Source organism: Rhodothermales bacterium, assembly GCA_013002345.1.
In the GTDB taxonomy this organism is placed as follows: Bacteria; Bacteroidota; Rhodothermia; order Rhodothermales; family JABDKH01; genus JABDKH01.
The window spans coordinates 1-4,998 of sequence record JABDKH010000280.1 but is presented as its reverse complement, the minus strand read 5'-3'; the positions used below and the strand labels follow the sequence as shown (position 1 = coordinate 4,998).

The 4,998-nt window shown below is 58.7% G+C and carries 3 protein-coding genes; 2 read left to right on the top strand and 1 reads right to left on the bottom strand.

Going from position 1 to position 4,998, the window contains the following annotated elements:
* A partial coding sequence (locus HKN37_13430) for a hypothetical protein (GenBank protein NNE47650.1) occupies window positions 1–1,519 on the bottom strand: 1,519 nt, incomplete at its 3' end.
* Window positions 1,520–1,933: 414 nt separating this feature from the next.
* Here HKN37_13430 and HKN37_13425 point away from each other — a divergent pair.
* Together HKN37_13425 and HKN37_13420 are read left to right on the top strand one after the other, a co-directional pair.
* A complete protein-coding gene (locus HKN37_13425; protein NNE47649.1) occupies window positions 1,934–4,132 on the top strand; it encodes a hypothetical protein in 2,199 nt (732 codons plus the stop codon).
* Between the two features lie 120 nt (window positions 4,133–4,252).
* Complete coding sequence (locus HKN37_13420; protein NNE47648.1) at window positions 4,253–4,891, top strand: response regulator transcription factor; 639 nt, start codon at window positions 4,253–4,255, stop codon at window positions 4,889–4,891.
* Window positions 4,892–4,998 lie beyond the last annotated feature (107 nt).

Sequence of the window (4,998 nt, the reverse complement as noted above, 5' to 3'; positions counted from 1 at the left end):
AGGGACCCTTCCCGGCGGCAAAGATTGATGGCGCTCCGAAGACGTCCGGCGGTCCTCCGCCGGGCTCGTCCGCTCCGATGAACGGAATCTGAGGGTCACGACCCTCGGAATCGAAGTCGATGGGAACGAGCGGTAGAGCAATGCCGCGGAGCGACTCGTCCTCGAATGCGCACTCGCCGAGGTGCAGATCCGATTGATCGTCGACAAACTCCGGTCGCTGCACGAGTGAGTTCGCACCAAAACCGTAGTCCTGCCAGGCGGCGAGATCCTCAATATTCCCAACTGTCTCGACCCTCACGATCCCCCACGGTGCAATCGTGTTGTGAACGTTGTAGTCGATCTCTGCATCGGTGGTATAGCTGAAGGACATGTGCGGGTAGGCGAAGTTCGCACAGTTGCCCTCGCTGATCAGGATGTTGTCAAGCACCCGGACGTACGACCTAAATCGACTATCCCTGTTGACCTGAAGGGCTCCGCAGCCGCCACCGCCGACACGCACAGTGTTGTGTGCGAACGTGAGCGAATCACTGTTTTGGATCAGGTTGAGCCGTACTCCTGTGGAGCGATAGGCATTGCCGCTCAAGAAGTTATTCGCGATCAAGCCGTTCGGGGCATCCGAGACCTCCAGTATGTAACCAAAGCCGGAGAATCCGAGGTTATGATCAAGTCCAAAGACCTGATTGCGCTCAACACGAAGGCGAGGCTTGCCGATGCCGCCAATATGAATTCCGGTGATCCCGCTTCCGCCACGATAGTCGAGTACGTTGTCCGCCACTACGATATCCTCTCCGCCGCCGTCCGGCCGAAGGTGGATACCGTATTGACCCGGAGCCAACCGGCTGGCGCTCGCGGACATTCCACTAAGATGGTTCCCGGTGATCATCAGTCGATCTGCCGCACCTCCGGACCCTCCAAAGTTGCTTTGGTTTATCCCCTCCAGGCAGTCCAGAATCCGATTGTCGCTGGCGAAAACATCGACACCAATGCTCTCCAGCCAGACGCATCGACTTGCGCGCCGGCCCAAACCATCGATTAACAAGTTCCTGACGCCCGTCCCCGAAGCGAGGTTGATGTAGACGAGACTCGGTATTTCTCCAGTTGTGGCGCTCGTGTCTGACAGCTGTATCGAGAACCCGTCCACCGTGACATGGCTTGAGAGGAGCGCGACGATGAAGCCGTTCTCGCGGGGACCTGCGAAGCGGCGCAATACGATGTTCTCGTTGTTGCCCCCGGAGGCTACATCTGGAGCAAACCGTACACGAGATGAATTCGACGCTCCCGCAATCTCTTCCGTAATAGCCAGGACCTGCTGTGCGCTATCCGGCGACGTATAGATACCGGGCCGAGCCAGGATATCGACTGGACCACTTACGCCGACGGCCAACAAGGAGTCGGCGGCGTCCTGAAAAGTGGCAAAGTCTGGTGAGTTGCCGCCGACGGTGTAGGTACCGGCGAGTTGGGCGGTAGAACTCTGAGCACCCAGAACCAACAGACAAGAGGCCGCAAGGATCAATTTCATGGCTTCCCGAATTATTTAAACGCCTTTTCTGCTATGCAAGGATCGGGATGTTGGTACGGCCGGGCATCACGCAAACGCGCCATTTGGGGGCGTGGGAGTAAATACTCATTGGTCGTTGCGAGCCGGCGGAGTCGGCGTGGCAACCGAAAAGGACGAGTTTGTTGCAGGTTTTCAGATTGCGTCACTTGCTTCCGCGCATTCGCAATGACGATCCGACGGAGATCGCCACGCCCGCACGGCGATCGCGATGACGGATGCGGCGGTCATCCCTGCTGGCCTGGACTGCCGCGGGCACGGATCCCGCACCGATAAACGCCTTTCTCTTGTAACTGACCAGCCATCTTCGTTTCGTTAAGCCTCTCGACGCGCGCTCGACAATTCTTTTTGCAAACTCGCCGATACATATCGCCCACGGTGCGAATCGCCATACACGGGGTCTTCGTTCTCTCGCTCGTCGGGACGGGCCTGTACTACCTGCGACTGTCGCAGGAGCGCCACATCGCACTTGGCGTCCACGGTACGGCAACCCAGAACGTCGTTTACATCCGCAGCGGGTCGCCCGCCGACCGAGCCGGAATTCAAATCGGCGACGTAATCTCGAAGCCAGGACTTGAGTGGCTGGACGGGCTCCTCTCCGACGAATCCGAAACGTTTACCTTCCTGATGTACCGCGGCTCGAGCGCGCGCCGGGTCACCCTGACGCTGGACGATTCAGCGACCCTCGGACAGCGTCTCGCCGGCATGCCGCCGGACATGGCTACGACGACGCTCGTGGGCATCCTCGCCCTCCTCCTCGGCTGGTGGATCTTTGCGCGCAATCCCGATGCCACCGGTATCGTTCCGTTTGCCCTGTGGAGTGCAGCTACCGGTCCGTTCTGGGTGACTGCCACATGGAGCGGATACTGGTCGCTCGAGATGTGGTCCCTAAGCACGATCTGGGGAATCCTCGCCGAGACGGCACTCCAGGCTTTCTCGCTCCACTGGCTATTGATCTTCCCCCGCAGGATCGCTACCCGATGGGTCATACGGATGATGTACGGCCTGATGTTGCTCGCCACCTTCGCCTTGTACGTCGTAGCCATCAACACCGGGGAAAAGCCGTACGACCTGATGTCCATGAAGGGGATGGTAACAGCGGCCACGTCCGTTCTGGTTTGTCTCCTGCAGCTTGGTCGGGCGCCCAGCATCAAGGCTCGGAGGCGGGCCAGCTGGGTCTTGTCCGGCGTCGTGTTGTTCTCGCTCGTTTCCTTCTTCCTGTGGGACGCTCCAGACCTTGCGGGCATTGCCCTGCCGTTCGGCGGCACGTCGGAAGAGATGATCATCGCGATTACGTACCTCTGTATACCTATCGGCATCGCCATCGCGATTACTCGGGAAGGACTGTTCGGAATCGACAGGTTCATTACGCGGGGCATGGCCGCAGGTGCGACACTGCTTCTACTCTTCTTCTTCTACATCGGAGCGGCCTACGCAACCGCGTCGATGGTGGGCGTATCGGACCGATCCTCAATACCCGTGTTCTGGGGATTTGCCATCGCGTGTGCGCTCGCCGTGGTGGCACGGCCGTTACACGTTCGTCTGGAGTCTCTGCTCGATCGCGTCTTCACAAAAGAGACTCAGAAGTACAACAATGCTCTCAGGGAGTTCGATGAGAGAGTCAGAACGATCGCAGATCGGAAATCGCTTGAACACCTGACGTGCCACATGATCTCGATGGGTCTAGGGGTCAGCCATTGTTCGATTACTGATCACGAGGAAACCGAGATTCTTGTCTCACCGGGGGCGCTTTCAACCGAATCGTATACCCTGCGCACTGTTGTGCATGATGCGTTGCCGGGCGGCACGTACATGAGGTACCCGATACGCGTCGCCGACCACTACTTCGGAACGGCCGAGATAGGATCTAAAGAGAACAATGTGCGATTCACCGATCAGGATCTGCTGTTCCTCGAGAGACTGACCTTGCGTTGTGCCGACCAGTCGGCTCGCATGGTGCTCTACGACCAGGCGTTGCGGAGAGAACTGGACTTCGCCCAGACGCGTCTCCGAATCGCGGCGGATCTCCATGACGACATCGGCAGCAACCTGAGCGGGATTGCGCTTATGACCGAGACGGCCGCGGGCAGTCCTGAGCGAGGCGAGAGGCTCCTGGAGATCAGCCGCTTTGCGCGCTCGATGGTCGATTCGCTGCGCGATATCGTGTGGTCAATCGACCCCGACAGCGACTCACCGGGCCAGCTTGTGGACCGGATGAAGGATGCCGCATCAGCGCTCCTTGCCGGCGTGGAGCACTCTTTCAAGGTAGTTGGACGACTCGAAGGGACCGCAAGCCCCGTGTTTCAGCGGAACGTCTTTCTCATCTTCAAGGAAGCGATTCACAACATTGCCCGGCATTCCCAGGCAACGGTAGCGCGTATCGGCATCACGGCCGCGGAAGGTGAGTTTCAGATGATCATCTATGACAACGGTGTTGGATTCGATACCGAAGCCAAATCGACCGGTCTTGGACAGAAGACCATGGTCCGGAGAGCCGAACGAATCGGGGGTGTACTTACGGTAGAGAGTAGCGCACACTCAGGGACGACAATTACGCTGCGAACCAGAATGGCGTAAACGCGCCAGTGATAGCGCGACGTTCAGCACGTAGATTCAACCAGACACACCGGCCTGCCATTCTCCTAGTACGACCAGACGATGACCAAGAACGGTTCCTCATCCGCACGATCCAACTCGATGGAGGCGGCCTCCATATGGCTGGTCGAGGACAACCCGGTCTTTCGCCAGGCCGTCTCGGACTTGATCGAGAGCACGGACGGTCTGGAGTGCGAAAACTGCTTCGACGGGTGCGAGCCGGCGCTTAATGCGCTGAAAGACGGAGAGCTGCCGGACCTGATTCTGATGGACATCGGCATGCCGGGCATGGACGGGATCACTGGTGTCGGTGAGGCGAAGAAAGCGGCACCCGCCCTGCCGGTCATGATGCTCACCGTACATCAGGACAACGACAAGATCTTTCAGGCCATCTGTAACGGCGCTTCCGGATATATGCTCAAGTCGTCACCGAAGGATGAGCTTATCGCAGGAATCCGGACCGTGTTGGACGGCGGCGCCGCGATGGACGGGCAGATTGCTCGTCGCGTGCTGGAGATGTTTGCGAGTATGTCCGTGCCCCAGGCAAACTACGGACTGTCCGACCGGGAGAAGGAGATTCTCCAGCACCTTGTGCAAGGACAGTCAAAGAAGGAGATCGCGGCGGATCTATTCCTCAGTCCCCACACGATCGACAGCCACCTGCGGAATATCTACGCGAAACTCCACGTGCACAACAGGTCAGGTGCGATCGCGAAGGCATTGAAAGAGCGGTTGGTGTAGGAGCGTGCGTCATCCCCGACATGATCGGGGATACATACGACGCTATGCCAGGCAGCACCTTCGATGGATTATTCGCTGCGCTTATCAGGCAGCCATTCGGGCCTCGT

Coding starts and splice junctions, on each gene's coding strand:
- HKN37_13420 (NNE47648.1), top strand. CDS start 4,253: ATGGAGGCGGCCTCCATATGGCTGGTCGAGGACAACCCGGTCTTTCGC.